This is a genomic window from Solibacillus ferritrahens, assembly GCF_037027585.1.
GTDB classification, from domain to species: Bacteria; Bacillota; Bacilli; order Bacillales_A; family Planococcaceae; genus Solibacillus; species Solibacillus ferritrahens.
Map to the genome: position 1 here is coordinate 73,986 of NZ_JAXCLE010000013.1, position 16,291 is coordinate 90,276.

15 protein-coding genes and 2 pseudogenes are annotated in these 16,291 nt (G+C 36.4%); 14 read left to right on the forward strand and 3 right to left on the reverse strand.

Annotation, left to right across the window (positions count from 1 at the left end; translation table 11 throughout):
• Nucleotides 1–244 precede the first annotated feature (244 nt).
• From nrdR to thrS, 4 genes are all read left to right on the forward strand, one after another.
• Nucleotides 245–712 (forward strand): transcriptional regulator NrdR, encoded by a 468-nt coding sequence (gene nrdR, locus SNE38_RS13370; protein ID WP_191702871.1) that lies wholly within the window; start codon nt 245–247, stop codon nt 710–712.
• Nucleotides 713–731: 19 nt separating this feature from the next.
• Nucleotides 732–2,096 (forward strand): replication initiation and membrane attachment family protein, encoded by a 1,365-nt coding sequence (locus SNE38_RS13375; RefSeq protein ID WP_336046678.1) that lies wholly within the window; start codon nt 732–734, stop codon nt 2,094–2,096.
• A gap of 2 nt (nt 2,097–2,098) precedes the next feature.
• Nucleotides 2,099–3,040: a primosomal protein DnaI gene (gene dnaI, locus SNE38_RS13380; protein ID WP_191700671.1), complete on the forward strand. Its 942-nt coding sequence runs from the start codon at nt 2,099–2,101 to the stop codon at nt 3,038–3,040.
• Between the two features lie 560 nt (nt 3,041–3,600).
• On the forward strand, nt 3,601–5,532 hold the full coding sequence (gene thrS, locus SNE38_RS13385; protein ID WP_336046679.1) for a threonine--tRNA ligase: 1,932 nt from the start codon (nt 3,601–3,603) through the stop codon (nt 5,530–5,532).
• A 101-nt stretch (nt 5,533–5,633) separates the two neighbouring features.
• On the opposite strand, the pseudogene SNE38_RS13390 reads toward thrS, so the two are convergent.
• Together SNE38_RS13390 and SNE38_RS13395 are read right to left on the reverse strand one after the other, a co-directional pair.
• Nucleotides 5,634–5,720, reverse strand: a pseudogene (locus SNE38_RS13390) (manganese catalase family protein); the annotation flags it as partial.
• Nucleotides 5,719–5,805 (reverse strand): annotated as a pseudogene (locus SNE38_RS13395) (manganese catalase family protein); the annotation flags it as partial. The pseudogenes SNE38_RS13395 and SNE38_RS13390, both read right to left, overlap by 2 nt.
• Nucleotides 5,806–6,128: 323 nt before the next feature.
• Between SNE38_RS13395 and SNE38_RS13400 the strand changes: the two are divergent.
• The 6 genes from SNE38_RS13400 to SNE38_RS13425 all read left to right on the forward strand — a co-directional run bounded on the left by SNE38_RS13400 (nt 6,129) and on the right by SNE38_RS13425 (nt 8,806).
• Nucleotides 6,129–6,260, forward strand: a complete 132-nt coding sequence (locus SNE38_RS13400; protein WP_336046680.1) for a hypothetical protein — start codon at nt 6,129–6,131, stop codon at nt 6,258–6,260.
• Complete coding sequence (infC, locus tag SNE38_RS13405; protein WP_191700545.1) at nt 6,251–6,754, forward strand: translation initiation factor IF-3; 504 nt, start codon at nt 6,251–6,253, stop codon at nt 6,752–6,754. The genes SNE38_RS13400 and infC overlap by 10 nt, the downstream gene beginning before the upstream one ends.
• 35 nt (nt 6,755–6,789) lie before the next feature.
• Entirely contained in the window at nt 6,790–6,990 is a 201-nt protein-coding gene (rpmI, locus tag SNE38_RS13410; RefSeq protein WP_036156293.1) for a 50S ribosomal protein L35, read from the forward strand.
• 76 nt (nt 6,991–7,066) lie between these two features.
• Complete coding sequence (gene rplT / locus SNE38_RS13415) at nt 7,067–7,426, forward strand: 50S ribosomal protein L20 (RefSeq protein WP_191702868.1); 360 nt, start codon at nt 7,067–7,069, stop codon at nt 7,424–7,426.
• A gap of 78 nt (nt 7,427–7,504) precedes the next feature.
• Nucleotides 7,505–7,771, forward strand: coding sequence for a DUF1294 domain-containing protein (locus SNE38_RS13420; RefSeq protein WP_191702867.1), 267 nt, complete (start codon nt 7,505–7,507; stop codon nt 7,769–7,771).
• A 444-nt stretch (nt 7,772–8,215) separates the two neighbouring features.
• Nucleotides 8,216–8,806: a peroxidase-related enzyme gene (locus tag SNE38_RS13425; protein ID WP_191702866.1), complete on the forward strand. Its 591-nt coding sequence runs from the start codon at nt 8,216–8,218 to the stop codon at nt 8,804–8,806.
• Nucleotides 8,807–8,962: 156 nt separating this feature from the next.
• Here SNE38_RS13425 and SNE38_RS13430 read toward each other — a convergent pair whose 3' ends face one another.
• Nucleotides 8,963–9,343 carry a sigma-w pathway protein ysdB gene (locus tag SNE38_RS13430; RefSeq protein ID WP_191702865.1) on the reverse strand — a complete coding sequence of 127 codons (381 nt, stop codon included), beginning with the start codon at nt 9,341–9,343 and terminating at the stop codon, nt 8,963–8,965.
• 90 nt (nt 9,344–9,433) lie between these two features.
• Here SNE38_RS13430 and SNE38_RS13435 point away from each other — a divergent pair, with 90 nt between their 5' ends.
• From SNE38_RS13435 to SNE38_RS13450, 4 genes are all read left to right on the forward strand, one after another.
• The gene (locus tag SNE38_RS13435) at nt 9,434–9,916 is read left to right on the forward strand and encodes a dUTP diphosphatase (RefSeq protein ID WP_191702864.1); all 483 of its coding nucleotides are present in this window, start codon (nt 9,434–9,436) and stop codon (nt 9,914–9,916) included.
• A 90-nt stretch (nt 9,917–10,006) separates the two neighbouring features.
• Nucleotides 10,007–11,095, forward strand: coding sequence for a M42 family metallopeptidase (locus SNE38_RS13440; protein ID WP_191702863.1), 1,089 nt, complete (start codon nt 10,007–10,009; stop codon nt 11,093–11,095).
• Nucleotides 11,096–11,455: 360 nt separating this feature from the next.
• Nucleotides 11,456–13,201 (forward strand): methyl-accepting chemotaxis protein, encoded by a 1,746-nt coding sequence (locus SNE38_RS13445; RefSeq protein WP_191702862.1) that lies wholly within the window; start codon nt 11,456–11,458, stop codon nt 13,199–13,201.
• Between the two features lie 113 nt (nt 13,202–13,314).
• A complete protein-coding gene (locus tag SNE38_RS13450) occupies nt 13,315–16,272 on the forward strand; it encodes an amino acid adenylation domain-containing protein (RefSeq protein WP_191702861.1) in 2,958 nt (985 codons plus the stop codon).
• The last annotated feature ends 19 nt before the right edge of the window (nt 16,273–16,291 follow it).

The following is a 16,291-nucleotide window of genomic DNA, read 5'->3' on the forward strand; positions in this document are numbered from 1 at the left end:
AAAGTCTTGATTGTAAATTCGGAAAGTGATTCTTTTGGCATATATAGTGCCGGGATATAACTAAACTATTGCCTTTTGTAGAATATTTATTTTTACAAAAGGCATTTTCTATTGTGTGAATCGATAGGGCACTATATAATTGAATCACTTTCCTTTTGGAAAATTTCGACGCGCATGAAGAACTATTTCACGCGCGTTGTTTTTGTTATAATATAGATAAACTAACATTTAGGAGAAATAAAATATGAGATGTCCAGCTTGTCAATACAACGGTACACGTGTTGTAGATTCAAGACCTGTTGATGATAATAAAGAAATTCGAAGACGTCGTGAATGTGAATCGTGTGCTTTCCGTTTTACGACATTTGAAAAAATAGAAGAAACACCATTAATCGTTGTGAAAAAGGGTGGCTCACGTGAAGAATTCAGCCGTGAAAAGGTATTGCGAGGACTAATACGGGCATGTGAGAAGCGGCCGGTTGCTTTAGATCAATTGGAAGAGATTGTATTATCAATTGAAAAGGAATTACGTCGACTTGGCAATGCAGAAGTACGCTCGGAAGATGTGGGTGAAATGGTAATGGATCGCCTTGCAAAAGTTGATGAAGTTGCATATGTACGATTTGCATCCGTTTATCGACAATTTAAGGATATTACTGTATTTATTGAGGAACTAAAAGAAATTATGACACGTCAGTCAAGTGACAAATAAGTTTTAGGAGGGGGACAAAATGGTTCATTTTAAAGAAATACAGCCAACAGATCATTTTGAAATAACGCTCCCTCACGCATTATCTACAAATGAACGTCAATTATTAACATTATTTTATCAGCCCCTAACAGGACCGGAGCCGATAAGTTTATTTTTAACGCTCTGGGCGGAAGCTGAAAATCATACGCCTCAGCAATATAATCATTATTATTTGATGCATGTATTGTCCATGCCTTTAAAGAAGATTTTTGAAGCACGAATCGCATTGGAAGCGATTGGTTTAATGCGCACTTGGAGAAAGGATACTGCCAATGAACGCTATTTTATATATGAATTAGTAAGACCACTCGATGCACCGAGCTTTTTTAAAGACCCGCTATTATCGATGTTCCTATTTAGTAAAATTGGTGAGGGAGCTTATCGGAAGTTACGACAGCGCTTTTTGACTCAGCCTAATAAAGAACAGTATGAAGAGGTCACACGTACATTTATGGATGTGTACCGTCCGATTAATCAAAATCTGCCTCAAGATGAATTGGAAACAATGACACCGAAGCAAATTGACTATCCTTTTTATTATGAGCAATTCGATTTTAAGCTACTGCAGGCTGGCTTATCTGAGCAGTTAATACCGAGTGCAGCATTAACAGTGAAAGCACGGGAAACAATTGCAAAGCTTGCCTTTTTGTATCACCTCACGCCATTGCAAATGCAAAAAGTGGTAATACAAGCATTGGACGAGCAAAATAAACTAACGACCGAGCGTTTAAAACGTTGTGCAGCGGATTATTATAAATTGACCGTTTCTACAGAAGCTCCGGTCATGACAAAAGTATTTGATGCAAAAAATAATGATACTTTACACGCGGAAAACTTAACGAAGGAACAAGAACTTCTGCATTATTTGGAAACAACGCCGCCTGTTCAAGTGTTGCGTGACATCAATAATGGGAAAGAACCAATTCCTTCCTCAATTCAACTTGCAGAAGATTTAGTTGTAAAGTATAGCATGCCTATAGGAGTGGCTAATGTACTGCTCGAATATGTCATGTTATCGACAGATATGAAATTACCGAAAAGTTATGTAGAAAAAATCGCAGATCACTGGAATCGTAAGCAATTGAAGACGGCTAAAGAGGCGATGGATTTAGCTCGTGAAGAACGTGATAAATATACGAAATGGAAACAGGAAAGTTCAGTGGTCAAACAACCGGCCAATTCCCAAAAGAAGCCCTCGTACAATCGTAAAAGTGGACGAGATGAACAAGTTCCTGACTGGTTTTACAAGCGCAATGAGCAGCAACAGCCAGAAAAAGATAGTGCAGTGGATTTCGAGCAGGAGCGCTTAAAAATATTACAAAAGCTTGATAGGGCAGGTGAATAACAATAGAACCGATTAATAATCAATTAAATCAAATTAAGAAAAAAATGCCCTCTTTTGAAGAACGTTTTGAAGCGATGCGCAGAGAGACGATCGAACATCCGAAAGTTCAACAGTTTTTACGTGAACATGAACAGCAAGTGACGAAAGAAATGGTTGAAATTAGTTTACCTAAATTATACGAATTTATTTCACAGTCAACGGGATGTTGCGGAAATGGTCATACAGGACAATGTACAAATTTATTGCAAGGTTATCTTCCAAAACTATTTATAACGCATAATGTCATTGATATTACGTATGTTCCTTGTGAGCAAAAGCTTCGTGAAGATGAACGACGTGATGTAGCCAATATGATTTCGAGCATGCATATGCCAAAAGATGTATTAAAGGCAACATTAAAAGATTTGGCAATCGACAATCATTCCCGACTTAGTATTGCAGAACAAGCAGCAGAATTTGTCGCGACTTATAAGCGAACGGGAGAATTACCGAAAAAAGGATTTTACTTGTACGGGAAATTCGGTGTAGGAAAATCCTTTGTACTTGGAGCGATTGCAAATGAGCTTGCAACACTAAAGGTAAGAACAGTTGTCGTATTTGTTCCTGAGTTTTTACGAGAAATGAAAAATGCGATTAGCGACAATACATTGAATGAAAAAATAGACTATGTTAAAAAGGCGCCTGTATTAATGTTGGATGATATCGGCGCAGAGACGATGTCGGCATGGACACGTGATGAAATACTTGGGACGATTCTACATTACCGAATGAGTGAAGAATTACCGACATTTATTACATCGAACTTTGATTATAAAGGGCTGGAGCATCATTTAGCGCAATCACAACGTGGTGATATCGAAGTCGTAAAGGCTGCTCGTATTATGGAACGAATTAAAGCTGTGACAATTCCGGTTGCGATGGATGGAGTCAATCGTCGAGAATAAAAAATAAAAGAAAAATTTACTTTTTACCAGTTGCAATTGTTATAAATCGAGCGTATACTTTGTACGTAATTAAACAAAAAATGCATTGAAAAGGACAACAAGTTTAACGAACTAGCTTTTAGAGAGGGAAGTCATGGCTGCAAGCTTCCTAGCACAGGCGTTTTACTTTACTACCTTCGAGCAGTGGCGGGGCCAATCCGTCAACGTTTCTCAGTACGTTAACTGACCGAGAGCTTCTTATTCGTATTGACGAAGAAGGAAGAAGGGTGGCACCACGAGCATACAGCATCGTCCCTTTTATAGGGACGGTGCTTTTTATTTTGCCTTAATATGCAAATATTTTGACTGGTAAGAAATATTGGGAGCAAATTAATTTATAGCTATAGATTAGTTGATTGTAGTGTAGGGCGGCGACTCCAGCGGGAAAAGCGTGACGCCTGAGACTACAGGCTCAGGCCACGCCCGCGGAAAGCGTCCGCCCGAAACGGAAATCAACGGATTAGGATGACGACACTTTGCTACTCTCGATTAAATGAAACCCTTATAAGGAGGACAACAACATGTCAGAAATGATCAAATTAACTTTCCCAGATGGCGCAGTAAAGGAATTTGCCAAAGGAACATCTACATTAGACGTTGCAGGCTCTATTAGCCCAGGTTTAAAAAAATCAACATTAGCCGGTAAAATCAACGGCACACTTATCGATGCTAAAACAGGTCTTGAACAAGATGGTTCAATCGAAATTATTACTAACAAGTCGGATGAAGCGTTAGAAATCCTTCGTCACTCAACTGCTCATTTAACAGCACAAGCAGTAAAACGTCTATACCCAGATGCTAAATTAGGTATTGGTCCAGTCATCGATTCAGGCTTCTACTATGATATTGATTCACCAACACCAATCACAGCTGAAGATTTACCAGCTATCGAAAAAGAAATGAAAAAAATCATTGCTGAAAATATTGAAATCGAGCGCAAAAATGTTTCTCGTGATGAAGCACAAAAAATTTACGAGGAAGTTGGCGACGAGTATAAATTAGAATTACTTGAAGCTATTCCAGCAGATGATCAAGTATCAATCTACTACCAAGGCGATTTCTTTGACCTTTGCCGTGGTGTACACGTACCATCAACTGGGAAATTAAAGGAGTTTAAACTATTATCTTTAGCGGGTGCATACTGGCGCGGAAACTCGGATAATAAAATGCTACAACGTATTTATGGTACAGCATTCTTTACAAAAGATGAGTTGAAACATCACCTGCAAATGCTTGAAGAAGCAAAAGAGCGTGATCACCGTAAAATCGGTAAAGAATTAGATTTATTCATGACTTCTCAAACAGTAGGGCAAGGTCTACCATTATGGTTACCAAATGGTGCAACAATCCGTCGTACAATTGAGCGTTACATCGTAGACAAAGAATTATCTTTAGGCTACAAACACGTTTATACACCAGTACTTGGTTCGAAAAAATTATATGAGACTTCAGGTCACTGGGAGCACTATCAAGATGGTATGTTCCCTCCGATGGAAATGGATAACGAAACATTAGTGTTACGTCCAATGAACTGCCCTCACCATATGATGGTATTCAAAAACGGTCTGCACTCTTACCGTCACTTGCCAATCCGTATTGCAGAACTTGGGACAATGCACCGTTACGAAATGTCAGGTGCGGTATCTGGTTTACAACGTGTACGCGGGATGACTTTAAACGATGCGCACATTTTCGTTCGTCCAGATCAAATTAAAGCGGAATTCAAAAAGGTAGTTGAATTAATCCTTGAAGTTTATAAAGACTTCGAATTAAAAGATTTCTCATTCCGTCTTTCTTACCGTGATCCGAACAACACAGAGAAGTATTTTGATGACGATCAAATGTGGGAAACTGCACAGGCAATGTTAAAAGAGGCGATGGATGAGCTAGGTTATGATTACTTCATCGCAGAAGATGAAGCAGCATTCTATGGTCCAAAATTAGATGTTCAAGTAAAAACTGCTATCGGTAAAGAAGAGACATTATCGACTGCTCAGCTTGACTTCTTATTACCACAACGTTTTGATCTTTCTTACATCGGTGAAGATGGTCAACCACAACGCCCAGTAGTTATACACCGTGGTGTTGTATCGACAATGGAACGCTTTGTAGCATTCTTAATTGAAGAGTACAAAGGGGCATTCCCAACTTGGTTAGCACCAGTTCAGGCAACTATTATTCCTGTATCAAACAGCGTTCATTATGACTACGCTCGTGAAGTTCAGGAAAAATTAGCAGCTGCTGGCGTACGTGTTGAAATGGATGATCGAGAAGAGAAATTAGGCTACAAAATCCGTGAATCTCAAATGAAGAAGATCCCTTATATGCTCGTACTTGGAGATAAGGAAGTAGAAGATAATGCAGTAAATATTCGTTGCTACGGTTCGAAGGATTCAGAAACAATCAGCTTTGAGCAATTCTTGGCAGACATTACTGAAGAAATAAAAAAGTAATATAGCAACGGGGAGCTTGGAACAAAAGCTGTCTCCATAATAAAAGCAGTTCAAATTTTGTAAAAAATTTGAACTGCTTTATTTTTGTGCCTAGAGATTATCATATGATAGAATCTTGATACTTGGAGACGACCTTGTGAATCAGCATTTAAGTTTGCGCGGAAATCAGCAAGTAAGTTTCCGCTCGAGCACTTCCTGGATCTGACGTGCTAATAATGGATCGGGTCTTTCAACTTTTACCTCAAATTGCAATTCTTTTTGATGTCTAAACATTTTATAGATTCCTCCTATCGGTAAATTTTGAATCTATAACTAGATACCACGGAAAAAGAAAATAAAACATTGAAAATTTAAAAAAATTATAAACTTAAAAGATTATATTATAAAGCATATTAAAATGCTTGACGTTATTTTTAAAGCATGCTAAGATTGTTTAAGTTATGAATACAAAAGTTTGCAAGTAGAGGCTGCCCGCTTCTCACCTGATTAAGTGCTTTTATAAGTTACGAGCAGGTATTAGACACGTTGAATTGTTTTGCGCAGGACTGCGTATGCACATATAGCGGGCGGACATCTCAAATGTCCGTCCTTTTTGTTTGAATAAAACGAAAAGTACATATGGACATAACGCAGAGGTGTACCGTTCGACCGGGTTATACTTTACACCAACTCATGTATTCCGACAAACATTTGGAGGTGGATTAATATTAGCAAAGACATGTATGTAAACGAAGGCATTCGCGCACGCGAACTTCGTCTAATCGACCACAACGGTGATCAACTAGGTCTAAAAACGCGTACAGAAGCGATGGAGATTGCTGCTCGTGCTAACTTGGATCTTGTCCTTGTAGCCCCTCAAGCCAAGCCACCAGTCGCTCGTGTTATGGACTATGGTAAATTTAAGTTTGATCAGCAAAAGAAAGACCGTGAAATTCGTAAAAATTCTAAAGTAATCGTTATGAAAGAGGTTCGCTTGAGCCCAACGATCGATGAACATGATTTTCAAACGAAATTACGTAACGCGATTAAGTTCCTTGAAAAAGGTGACAAAGTTAAAGCATCAATTCGCTTTAAAGGTCGTGCAATTACACACAAAGAAATCGGTCAACGTGTGTTAGATCGCTTTGCTGAAGCGTGTGCTGAAGTATCTACGGTTGAACAAAAACCGAAGATGGAAGGCCGAAGCATGTTCTTAGTTCTTCAACCAAAGAATGAGAAATAATACTGATGTATAAACAAGTTTAGGAGGAAATCGACATGCCAAAAATGAAAACTCACCGTGGAGCTGCGAAACGTTTCAAAAAAACAGGTACTGGTAAATTAAAATTTGACCGTGCTTATGGCTCTCACTTATTCGCTAACAAATCAACTAAAGCAAAACGTCACTTACGTAAAGCGAAAGTTGCATCTTCAGGCGATTTCAAACGTATCCGTACATTATTAACTTACATGAAGTAATCTTTGACCGTTTTAAAGATTATTAAAAAAACAAAAAAACAACTACATTCGAAAGAATTAGCAGGAGGTAATTACTATGCCACGCGTTAAAGGCGGAACAGTAACACGCGCTCGTCGCAAAAAAGTTTTAAAATTAGCTAAAGGTTACTACGGTTCAAAACATACATTATACAAAGTAGCTAACCAAGCAGTAATGAAATCAGGTCAATATGCATACCGTGACCGTCGTCAAAAGAAACGTAATTTCCGTAAATTATGGATCACTCGTATCAACGCAGCTGCTCGCATGAACGGTTTATCTTACTCTCGTTTAATGCACGGCTTAAAAGTAGCAGGTATCGAAGTTAACCGTAAAATGTTAGCTGACTTAGCTGTAACTGATAGCGCAGCATTCACTCAATTAGCTGACGAAGCTAAAAAAGCAGTCGCTAAATAATTAGCAATTACTTTTATAATTAGACTGGTAGGGAATTTTCCTTATCAGTCTTTTTTCAAATTGAGGAGGAATATGTTGATGGCATTGGCAGCACTTTCATATTTAGTAGTCGTTTCACTCATTTTGTGCATCTATATGTATATTGATAAAGAACGTGCAAAAAAACAGGAGTGGCGCATTTCAGAAAAAACATTGCTGACGCTTGGATTATTAGGTGGAGCATGCGGTGGTGTGTTAGGAATGTATTTATTCCGGCACAAAACAAAGCACAATAAATTCGCATTCGGATTTCCATTAATGGCTGCAGTACATATTTTTCTATTAGTACAGTTATATAGTATTTAATTAAACGCATTAAGGAAGTGTTTTCCTTAGTGTGTTTTTTGTTATGGGGCATTTATTGTTTCTACTTTTTGAGGAAATTTGGCGAATATCTGGATGATAGGAGCGATTATATAAAAATTTTGGCTATTATACGTTGAATTGACGAATATCTTCTAGTGAGTGACGATTATCGGGTGAGCAGTGACGATTAAATTTGTGATACTGACGATTAAGTGGACAATATTGACGATTATCCTTTATAAAGCGGCTAATATACTTCACGGCTTTAATCCTTATTCCTACAAAAGCGGTTTGTATTGTAAATAGTTGTAATTTATAATGTATTCAGAAGGCTTATTATAAGGAGGAATTTTTCATGACAGTTGCCACACAATTAAAGCTTTGGAATCAACTAAGAGAATGGAAGTCCCGTGTATTTACAATTATATTAGTTGGTGAAAAATAATGAGCAAATACAATGAACAGTTGTCGCATTTACAAAAGCCTAATGAAAAGGAAATTCCGAATGATTTACAGAAAATTTTCGACGACCATGTAGAAAAGCAATTGGAGCAAAATGGTTTCGTAAATAATTTATTTAAAGTGCTTCCATTAAATGCTGCGCAATATAAAGGATTTTTAGATTTCAAATATACCTTGTTTAATGAAGAAACATGCTATTTATCAACAGCAGATAAAGAAATGATTGGACTTGTTGTGTCTTCAACCAATAATTGCAGTTACTGCTTAACAACACATAGTGATATATTGCGTGGGCTGACGAAAAATCCAGGGTGGGTAGACCAGCTTTCATATAATTATCGTTCTGCAAAACTGACAGATAAGCAGCGCGCATTATGTGATTATGCATATCGTGCGACGCGTTATCCCAATGAAATTACTACAAAAGAAGTAGATTTATTGCGTGAAGCTGGTTTTAATGACCATGAAGTTTTAGAAGCGGCATTTGCAGTAGGCTTCTTCAACTACACAAATAGATGGGTAAGTACAATAGGCGCGATTGCCAACGAAGGACATTACGGACATAACCGGTAAATAAGCGGATGCTACAGTTCAATGTAGCATCCGTTGTTACTTCTAAATGATAGAAATAATAGCATTAAATTATGACTACTAAACAAGGTTTATTCATGATACGGTTGTAACCTCAAAAAAATAGCGAATCACAATTCCGTGATCCGCTCATAGTATTCAATCTTGCATTAATTGCTCAATTGGATTTTTCCAGTTAATTTTCGCGTTAGGATAATTCATTAAAATTTCTTTTTCCAAATATAAAAAATCCTCTTTCGTAAAGCCTTGAAGTTTCATCTCATCATGGACGAAGACGAAAATGCTGACGACATCAAATGCATTTTCAGTCGTACCTAAATATTTCTCTCCTTCAAATAATGCTCCTTTATACGTAATGAAAAAGTTTTTCCGAATGTTCTTCACATCATCATAAAAATAATAGTGTCCATTTTCATAGGCCTCATCTAATTTACGCTTCGGGTCAGTTAAGTAGCGTACCCCTTTGTAAAATATGTAAATGATGAGAAGGATAATGGCAAACCGTAATAATACAGCCATAATACTTCCTCCTTGCTAGCGGTGTTTCTCTGCTATACGATTAAGTAGTAGAAAAAGTTTCAATATTTTTAGCAAAAGAGGGATTTTATTATGGAATTTAGTCAATTATTTGAAATGCAGAAGCAGCTTGACCGGTATATTGAAGAAACACAAAATATACAACATGACGTTTTTGATGAAAAAGGACTGGCGTTATTGGTTGAGCTTGGAGAGTTGGCAAATGAGACGCGCTGTTTTAAGTTTTGGTCCACAAAAGGTCCGTCGGAGCGAAGTGTTATTTTGGAGGAGTTTGTAGATTCCATTCATTTCATGCTATCACTTGGGTATATGCGTGATTTCAAACTGGATGAATGGCCCGTTGTAATGGAGAAAGCGGATTTAACAAAGTGTTTTATTAATGCAACACAAACGGTTCTTACCTTCTTGCAGCACCAAACAGAGGAAAACTATAAAGACATTTGGACACAGTATAGCTTAATTGCCTACAATTTAGGTTTCACGGTAGAGGATATTATAGAGGCATATAAACTAAAAAATGAAAAAAACTATGAACGTCAACGGAATGGCTATTAAAACAGTTTTAATTGGTCAGCAATAAACTATTTCACATTTCGAAATATTGGCGCTATAATAGGTAAGAGTAACTATTAGGGGGATATCCACATGACAAAGCTAGATGCTACATTACAAATGTTTAAAGATTTAACAGATGCAAACGGAATTCCAGGAAACGAACGCGCTCCACGTGAAGTAATGAAAAAGTATATTGAGCCATTTGCAGATGAAATAGAAACTGATAACTTAGGTAGCTTAATTGCCAAAAAAGTGGGCGATGAAAATGGTCCAAAAATTATGGTTGCTGGCCACTTAGATGAAGTTGGTTTTATGGTAACTCGCATTGATGACAAAGGTTTTGTATTTTTCCAAACAGTGGGCGGCTGGTGGAGTCAAGTTATGCTTGCTCAACGTGTTACAATTACAACACGAAAAGGGGAAGAAATTATTGGGGTTATCGGTTCAAAACCACCACATATTTTACCGGCAGATGTCCGCAACAAAGTAGTGGATATTAAGTCGATGTTCGTTGATATCGGCGCTACTTCCAAAGAAGAAGCGATGGAGTGGGGAGTGCGTCCAGGGGATATGATCACGCCGTACTTCGAGTTCCATGTAATGAAAAATGAAAAGCATCTTTTGGCTAAAGCATGGGACAATCGTATTGGCTGCGCCATTGCAATCGATGTTTTAAAAGCATTAAAAGACGAAAAGCATCCGAACATCGTATACGGTGTCGGGAATGTGCAAGAAGAAATCGGCTTGCGCGGTGCAAAAACGTCAACATTTAAAGTACAGCCGGATATCGGTTTTTCTGTAGATGTAGGTGTTGCTGGAGATACGCCAGGTGTAACATCAAAAGAATCTACTTCAAAAATGGGTGAGGGTCCACAAATTGTTGTATTCGATGCATCGATGGTTTCTCATACAGGCTTACGCGAATTTGTACTTGATGTGGCAGAAGAAGCAGGTATCCCATATCAATTCGAAGCGATGGCAGGCGGGGGCACGGATGCAGGCAGTATTCATATTACTGCAAACGGTGTTCCATCATTAGCGATCGGTGTTGCTACACGCTATATTCACTCGCATGCAGGTATTTTACATCGTGATGACTATGATAATGCCGTAAAATTAATCGTAGAAGTAATCAAGCGATTAGACCGTGAGACAGTAAATAAAATTACGTTTGAATAATTAGAGTTTAAAATGATTCAATTAAATTTAAAAGGTGGGTTTGTCGATAAAAAGACAAACCCACCTTTTTGTTAAGAGGCTGAATGCTAATATTTCGGCTTCTTTTGTTTTTATATTAAATGAATTTATATTGGAATTATCTGAATTTTAATAAATATATGTCGCTTAGGTATATTTTACTAAAAAATGAATAATTTATAAAAATATAAAACGTTACAAAGGGACTATGCTCACTCGAAAAGAAGTAGTTTCAATGATATAGTTTATAACTGGGTTTAAAATGATTTACATGATTTTATTGCCAATTTTTAACGGAATAATTAATGGAAACAAAATAATCAGGAAAAAGGAAGGATAAACATGTTTCGAAATCTAACATTTTTCACAAAAAACATATTAGTTACTATAGTAACAATTTTATTTGTAGGGACAGTTCTTATTGGTATAAGTTATGTTGTACAGGGATATTTATTAAAGGAACAGTTAAGAGAACAGACACAGGATATTTCTGAGTCTTGGTACGAAAAGCTAGATGGAAATGAAGTTGAACAATTAATACAGGAAACAAATATTCAAAGTCCTGTACATAAAAAATATACAGATATGTTCAACAAAATGAGTGAATATAATCCTGTAGTAGCACAAGGCTATATTTATGGGGTTGAATTAGCAGGAGAAAAGAACAATGAAACGTCATTAATTTCATTCGATGATGCGATTTGGGAAATGTTTAAAGGGGAAGGCCTACAACCTGGTACTTTATACGAACAGCCGGATATTGTCGTTGAGGGATTAAATATTTTAAAAGAAACAGGCAAACCGCAATTTACAGAGATTTATAAAGATGACTATGGTACATGGTTAACGTTTATGTACCCAATTTTCAATGCACAAAACGATTTAATTGCCTATTATGCTATTGATGTAAATGCTTCAAGTGTTGGTGAAGGTCAAATGGGATTGTTAATGTGGTCATCAATCATACTGGCAATATTATTAATCATTGCAATTCTTGTGCAGTATTTCGTTATTAAATCCCAGCTAAAACCTTTAACTTACTTGTTGGCAGGGATTAATAAAGCAAGTAAAGGCGATTTAACGGTTAATATACCAGAAGGAAAAGATGAATTGGGCACAGTAAATGCACGATTCAATGAGATGATTTCCTCATTAAGTAATATTGTAAACAGTGTGAATGTTTCAGCTGGGAAAGTAAAAGAAGACTCCATTCAATTGGAAAATGCTTTTATGTCAACATTTAATACATTTGATAAAATTACCGGCGCGGTTACAAACATGAAAACGAATTTAAAAGGGCAAGAAACTTCAATTGAAGAGGCAGCATTATCGATGGAAGAGATGTCTGGACAAGTTCAGCAAATTGCAGTGGATGTAACTGATGTATACAAATACGCTGAAGACGTTACTGCATATTCGAATGATGGTAGCAAGGCAATCGCAGATGTAACGAATCAAATGGAATCCATTGTAGTAAATGTAGAAAATTCGAATCAAAATATTGGTACTTTAGTAAATTTATCCGATGAAATCGGTAAGTTTCTACAGATTATTACAGATATTTCAGATGCGACTAATTTATTGGCATTAAATGCAAGTATTGAAGCTGCGCGTGCAGGAGAACATGGAAAAGGGTTTGCTGTAGTCGCACAGGAAGTTAAAAAGCTATCTGAGCAGTCAGCTAAATCAACAGAAGGCATTCAAGAACTGATTGGACGTGTACGAGAAGCGGTAACAGAAGCACAAAAGTTTATGGAAAGCATAAAAATTGGTGTAGATGGTGGGAAAAAATCTACTCTGCATACAAACGAAATGTTCAATAAAATCTATGAATTTAATAAAGAAATTACGGATAAATTGCAATCAGTATCTTTGGCTACAGAGGAAATTTCCGCAGGCGTAGAAGAATCTACAGCCATGATTATTACATTATCTACAAATGCTAGCGAAATTGTAGACGGATATGAAGGTATAGCTACGAATGTAGAAAACCAACGTGGTACTTTAGGCAATATCCGAAATATGTCTGAGAACTTAAAAGTCACTTCCGAGGAATTAGAAGAAGTTGTTAGTACGATTAAAAATTAAAGAGTTTTAATCGCATATTAAATTTCAGAGGAGGCATTTGAAAGTTAAATGCCTCCTTAATTAGTTTATATAGGTGAATGAATACATATATTTTTGGAAAGGATGATAAGTTAATGGATACTATTTTACATAAATTTAATGAAATTGTTTTAAAGCAAGGGGATGCAATTGCTTTAAAGGAGAGAAACCGTCAACTGTCATTTACTGAATTGGATAATGAGTCCAATAAAGTAGCTCGTTATTTAATCGACAATGGTTTTGAAAAGGGTGGCTTTGTAGCAATTTATTTAAAAAGAAGCGTCGATACGGTTGTTTCATTATTAGGTATTATAAAAGCTGGTGGAGTGTATGTTTCTTTAGATCCATCTCACCCAAATGAGCGAAACAGCTATATTATAGAAGATATTAATACTTCATTTATTATTACAAATGCGGGTGCAGAGCAAAATCTAAGTTTCTTACAGCATAATCCCTCAATGAATATTTTGCAGTTAGAAAAAATCTATGCCAATAAATCAGCCGATTTATTTGGAGATGTAAATGATCGAGTGGAAGATCCGTGCTATACAATCTTCACATCAGGTACAACTGGTAAGCCAAAAGGAACTTTAATTCGCCAAAAGGGAATTTTAAACTTAGTGGATTATATGCAAAAAGATTGGCAAGTAAATGACCAGGATAGAATATTACAATTTGCTACATATAGCTTTGACGCGTCTGTATTAGATACATTTTTATCATTATTAACCGGTTCAATGCTTTATTTAATAGATGACGAAGAACGAATGGCTGAAAGTAATTTTCTTAACGTTGTAAAAAATGAAGGGATTACTATTATTCCGGTATTACCGACTGTTTTCTTTAATCGAATTGTAAATCATTTAACAGAAGAAAATTCAGATTTATTTACCTCTGTAAAACTAGTCGGTGTTGGTGGAGAATTATTAACAGGTGACTTGGCAAGAAAATTCAAATCATTTGTTGGTGATAAAACGAGATTCTTCAATTTATACGGTCCTACTGAAATTACAGTCATGGCAACAGCTTATGAAGTTCCAAAGGACCTTTCAAATGATGTCTATAGTGTTCCGATTGGTAAGCAATTACCAGGTAATAAAGTCTACATAGTCAATGAGGATGGAAAACAATGTGAAGTAAATGAAGTGGGTGAGCTATGGGTAGCTTCTGTCGGGATTTCCTTAGGTTACTTACATAATGAAGAAAAGACAAAAGAAGTATTTGTTCAAAATCCTTTTGATTCCAATATTTATGAAGGAATCGTTTATAAAACAGGGGACCTTGTAAAGCAATTGGCTGATGGTAACATTGAATTCGTTTCACGTAAGGATACGCAAGTTAAAATCCGTGGACATCGAATTGAAATAGCTGAAATTGAAACGAAGATGAATGAAATTGATGGAGTAAATAATGCAGTTGTAGTCGTTGAAAAAGAAGAAGATGATCAAATATTAAAGGCCTTTTTCACTTCTACCGATCATATTGATCATTCATCCATTATCGAGATATTAAAGGCAGATTTGCCGAGCTATATGCTTCCGGCTAAGTTGAAGCAACTGGAAGATATTCCATTTGCACCAACAGGTAAAGTGGATAGAAAAGCACTGGAGAAAATTGAAGCTGATCGTGTGTCTTTGATGGGTTCAAGAGAAATAATTGCACCGCGCAATAAAGTAGAAAGCGACCTTGTTGCTGTATGGCAAAAAGTACTGAAAATTGATTCGGTTAGTGTAAACGATAATTTATTTGATATTGGTGGACATTCGTTAAAGGTTATTGAAATTTTAGCTCATGTAAAACAGACATATCCTGCATTGACGATTAAAGATTTTTTCGATTTAAAAACAATAGAAAATTTAGCTGAAAAAGTAATCAAAACTTCAGTAAATAAAGAAGTTGAATTTAATGGGGAGTTTACGAAGTTAACAGAATGGCCGATAATGTCAATCAAAGAAAAAGTAATGCCAGTGAATAGAGTATTGGTTACAGGAGCTACCGGATTTTTAGGTAGTCATATTGCCAAAAAATTGCTGGATGAAGGGAAAGAAGTAGTTTTACTTGTCCGTGGAGAAAACGCCGAGCAACGAGTATATGAAACAATGCAAAAATACTTCAATTGTAATATGCATTCTCTTATTACGGTTATTAGCGGGGACTTAACTAAACAATTTTTAGGTTTATCGAAAGAGGTCTTTACAGAGCTGGCCAACAAAATCGATGCCATTATCCATTCAGCAGCAGATGTAAGACACTTTGGAAATCGGGAACATTTTGAAAAAGTGAATGTACAAGGTACTAAAAATATATTTGAACTAGTAAGTATAAATTCAGATATCACGTTCCACCATATTTCAACAGTAGGCGTTGTACAGGATCTATTAATAGAAGGAAAATGGAATGACGTGAAATATATGTCAGAGATCCCTGAAGATTTACAGCTGGATAGTGTTTATACAGATACGAAAATGAAGGCTGAAAAATGGATTTTGGACCAAGCAAAAACAGGTAAACAAGTATTCGTATACCGAATGGGTAACTTAGCAGGACGCTACAGTGATGGACATTTCCAAAGCAATATAGATGAAAATGCATTTTATCGAATGTTAAAGCTGATGATTTTAGTGAATAAAGCGCCAAATGTACAATGGATGGTAGATTTCACGCCAATTGATTTTGCAGCAGATGTAGTAGTGAAATCAGCATTGACAGCTGAGCATGCTGTTCGTGTATATCATGTTTGTCACCCAAATCCGATTCCGTTTGCACAATTCGTTTCAATATTAAATGAACTGGATTTATCAATAGAAATGGTCGAGAAATCATTTTATGAAGACTATATTTTAAGTGGCAATATGAGTGAAGAAATAAAAAATCTAGCCGTTGCACAATTAGATGGCGACGGAGCAAATGATACTAACGCAATTTTTGATAGCCAACAAACGATGCAGCTACTAAAAATTGAACATTTACCTAAAATAGAAAAAGAGTACATCGGTAAATTAATTCAATATGCTTCAGAACAGCAATTTATTAAAGTAGCTGTATACGCATAATCACAAGGGATGTATTAAA

Bases quoted from the DNA above. Each gene is read 5' to 3' on its own strand.
- SNE38_RS13425 (WP_191702866.1), top strand. From the start codon at position 8,216: ATGAGCAAATACAATGAACAGTTGTCGCATTTACAAAAGCCTAATGAA.
- rplT (WP_191702868.1), top strand. From the start codon at position 7,067: ATGCCACGCGTTAAAGGCGGAACAGTAACACGCGCTCGTCGCAAAAAA.
- SNE38_RS13440 (WP_191702863.1), top strand. From the start codon at position 10,007: ATGACAAAGCTAGATGCTACATTACAAATGTTTAAAGATTTAACAGAT.
- nrdR (WP_191702871.1), top strand. From the start codon at position 245: ATGAGATGTCCAGCTTGTCAATACAACGGTACACGTGTTGTAGATTCA.
- infC (WP_191700545.1), top strand. From the start codon at position 6,251: ATGTATGTAAACGAAGGCATTCGCGCACGCGAACTTCGTCTAATCGAC.
- rpmI (WP_036156293.1), top strand. From the start codon at position 6,790: ATGCCAAAAATGAAAACTCACCGTGGAGCTGCGAAACGTTTCAAAAAA.
- SNE38_RS13420 (WP_191702867.1), top strand. From the start codon at position 7,505: ATGGCATTGGCAGCACTTTCATATTTAGTAGTCGTTTCACTCATTTTG.
- SNE38_RS13450 (WP_191702861.1), top strand. From the start codon at position 13,315: ATGGATACTATTTTACATAAATTTAATGAAATTGTTTTAAAGCAAGGG.
- SNE38_RS13445 (WP_191702862.1), top strand. From the start codon at position 11,456: ATGTTTCGAAATCTAACATTTTTCACAAAAAACATATTAGTTACTATA.
- SNE38_RS13375 (WP_336046678.1), top strand. From the start codon at position 732: ATGGTTCATTTTAAAGAAATACAGCCAACAGATCATTTTGAAATAACG.
- SNE38_RS13435 (WP_191702864.1), top strand. From the start codon at position 9,434: ATGGAATTTAGTCAATTATTTGAAATGCAGAAGCAGCTTGACCGGTAT.
- thrS (WP_336046679.1), top strand. From the start codon at position 3,601: ATGTCAGAAATGATCAAATTAACTTTCCCAGATGGCGCAGTAAAGGAA.
- SNE38_RS13430 (WP_191702865.1), bottom strand. From the start codon at position 9,343: ATGGCTGTATTATTACGGTTTGCCATTATCCTTCTCATCATTTACATA.